At 44.0% G+C, this 2275-nt stretch carries 1 protein-coding gene and 1 pseudogene; both read right to left on the reverse strand.

All coding sequences use genetic code 11. The features are described from left to right. Positions 1 to 222: 222 nt before the first annotated feature. On the reverse strand, positions 223 to 1995 hold the full coding sequence (locus tag WBA89_RS18880) for a bifunctional 3'-5' exonuclease/DNA polymerase (RefSeq protein ID WP_424408741.1): 1773 nt from the start codon (positions 1993 to 1995) through the stop codon (positions 223 to 225). Positions 1996 to 2088: 93 nt separating this feature from the next. Next, positions 2089 to 2275: pseudogene (locus tag WBA89_RS18885) on the reverse strand (IS66 family transposase); the annotation flags it as partial.

The raw sequence follows: 2275 nt of genomic DNA on the forward strand, positions 1-2275 counted from the left end.
GTCGTCTGAGCGTTCTTCTGAAGATATCCAGGGGATTCGCAACAAAGCGTCCTTTGCTCGGCCTGCTTCTGGGAGGGATGGGTCTAAATTTGCGGCGGGAGAGCAAGAGTTATTCGAGTATCGGCCATCTGCTTACGATAAAACTTGAGTGCATGATAAATCGCAATAGCATCGGTTCGTTTTCTCCCTACTCCCACTCCCCAATCTTTCCCCGTTAATCTCTTACCCTCCCCAACTTTCCATCACCTTAATTTCTACCTCGCAAGGAATCGGAGAGAGAAACTTATTCCCAGCTCTCACCATACATTTTTTAAGCAAGGCTTTAACTGGCCTCACTTCTTCAAGAGGACACTCTATTAAAATTTCATCGTGAACCACACAAATCAGTTTAGCATCCGTGCAGCTTAGAGGTGAAAAAATGAGACCAAGAGCGAGTTTAGTAATGTCAGCGCTCATCCCTTGAATTGGGTTATTTAGCATTTCGTTAAGCAGCGGTTTAGTATCTTTTGACCATAATCTCCTTCTGCCTAAGACTGTCCGACTCTCTCGAATACCTCGGCTCCAGGCCTTCCGAACTTTGGCGTGAAATTGTTTGATACCTGTATAGGATTCAAAGAACTTCTTACGAAAGTGTGAAGCTTGTTGCAGCGTTAAAGTGACTCCATGCTCTGCTTGAGCCATATTCTTAAATTTCGTGACTCCCATGCCATAAATTAAACCGAAGTTAATAATTTTGCCGAGCTGTCTGTCTTCGACAGTAATTTTAGATAAAGGTTTTGCTAGCACCAAGGAAGCTGTGAGAGAGTGCAAATCTTCCCCTTTGGAGTAAGCTTTCACCATCGTGCGATCGCCCGAAACCTTCGCCATGATCCGCAGTTCAATCTGGCTGTAATCGGCTTTGAGCAGGACGTAACCGGGTGCAGCTTTAAAACACTGTCGGGTTTCCTTATCTCTGGGGATATTCGTTAAATTTGGCTCTCGACAACTAAACCGTCCTGATCTAGCACCAATCTGAAACCAATTGGGATGAATGCGCCCTGTAATCGGGTGAATGCGTTCAGGTAAACCCAGAGTAAAAGTATCGATACGAGCCGATAAACTGCGGTATTCTAACAGTGCTTGAATAACGGGATACTCGCCTTGCAAAGGAATTAAATGTTGAGAGCTAGTGGAAGTAACAGGAATACCTTTTTCTTGCAAAGCCGCTAAGACTTGCTTGGGAGAGCGAGCATTAATTGTATCCGTAAATTCCGGCAGGAGAGAGATTTGTTGATTAGGGTTAGGTCGATGGAGTTGTGAATTAATTTGTTTTAAAAGAGAGTCGCGTTGATAACAGAGCTTCACTCCCAAAACTCTCCACTGTTCTCTATCTAAAAGCATTCCGTTGAGTTCCATAGAAGCCACCGCAGGCAGACAAGCAAACTCTAGTAAAGCAGTTTTCCAAAGCTTAGAAGCTTTCAATTTTTGTTCGAGAACAGCAGCCAGCGGGAGTAAAATTGCAGCATCGGTAGCAGCATATTGCAGTTGAGCGAGTGTTAAGTTTCCTGACCAATCGCTAACTTGCTGCGTTTTGTCTAGCTTTACTTTCAACAAATTCTCAGTAACAGACTCTAGGGACAGATGCCGTTTTAGTCCAGCCGTCAGCACTCGGTAAGCCAAATAGGTATCGAAAAAGGGTTTGGATGGTTCCAGTCCGGCAAAAGTGAGCATTTGCCATTCAAATTTGAGGTTGTGACTTACCTTGAGTGCAGGACTGGCTAGAAGCAAGCGTAATGGTTCGAGGGAACTCGGTTCAATTGCCCATAAATCTACAATGATTACTGGATGGTCAGGAATGGCAAGTTGTAACAATCTAATTTTGGCTTGGTAGGGGTCAAGCCCTGTTGTTTCGCAGTCCATACCGATGATTTTTGCTTGTTGGAATGGTTGAAGGGCTGTTTCAAGATTGAAAGCAGTATCGATTAGTTGGTAAGGAGTTTTAAGTGTAAGTTGCAACTGAGGTTTTTGATTTTTATCGGTTAAAATAGTTGGAATAGCTGTGTAAGGATTCAGGTCTGAAAAAGGGGAATGAGCTCAGGCATCGGAAAGTCACTCATATTGGGCAGAAATAGCCTCACGGAAAAAAGCCATTACTGAACGAGCTTCAACACGACAGGTTTGAATCACACTGAGAAGATTAGCCGTTTCCTCAAATCGCTTCATCGAACGAGAGCCACCAGAAACTTTCCGCTTAGTTACAGCCGAGGAGTAGAGAACGTTCGGCTTTATTATTATC

This window comes from Microcoleus sp., from assembly GCF_049646505.1.
In the GTDB taxonomy this organism is placed as follows: Bacteria; Cyanobacteriota; Cyanobacteriia; order Cyanobacteriales; family Microcoleaceae; genus Microcoleus.